This window comes from Streptomyces sp. PT12 (assembly GCF_003311645.1).
Lineage (GTDB): Bacteria > Actinomycetota > Actinomycetes > Streptomycetales > Streptomycetaceae > Streptomyces.
This window is the reverse complement of the sequence record NZ_QEST01000252.1, coordinates 1-264: the sequence shown is the minus strand read 5'-3', so window position 1 is coordinate 264 and position 264 is coordinate 1. Positions and strand designations below refer to the sequence as shown.

Annotated in this window: 1 protein-coding gene; it reads right to left on the bottom strand. The window is 70.5% G+C overall.

Features of this window, described 5'->3' with window-relative positions:
• The coding region (locus DEH69_RS27040) for a KR domain-containing protein (RefSeq protein ID WP_113689615.1) at positions 1-264 on the bottom strand (264 nt) is incomplete at both ends.

Here is a 264-nt window from a genome sequence, read left to right as displayed (position 1 = left end):
CACACCCGCCGCGTGCACCACACCCGTCAGGCCGCGCCCGGCCAGCAGCCCGGCCAGCGCCTCCCGGTCGGCGACATCACACGCCGCCACCTCCACCTCGGCACCAAGACCGGTCAGCTCCGCAACCAACTCCGCAGCACCAGGGGCCTCGGAGCCCCTGCGACTGGTCAACAACAGCCTGCGCACACCGTGTTCGGCCACCAGATGCCGCGCCACAAGACCACCCAACGCACCCGACGCACCAGTGATCAACACCGACTCACC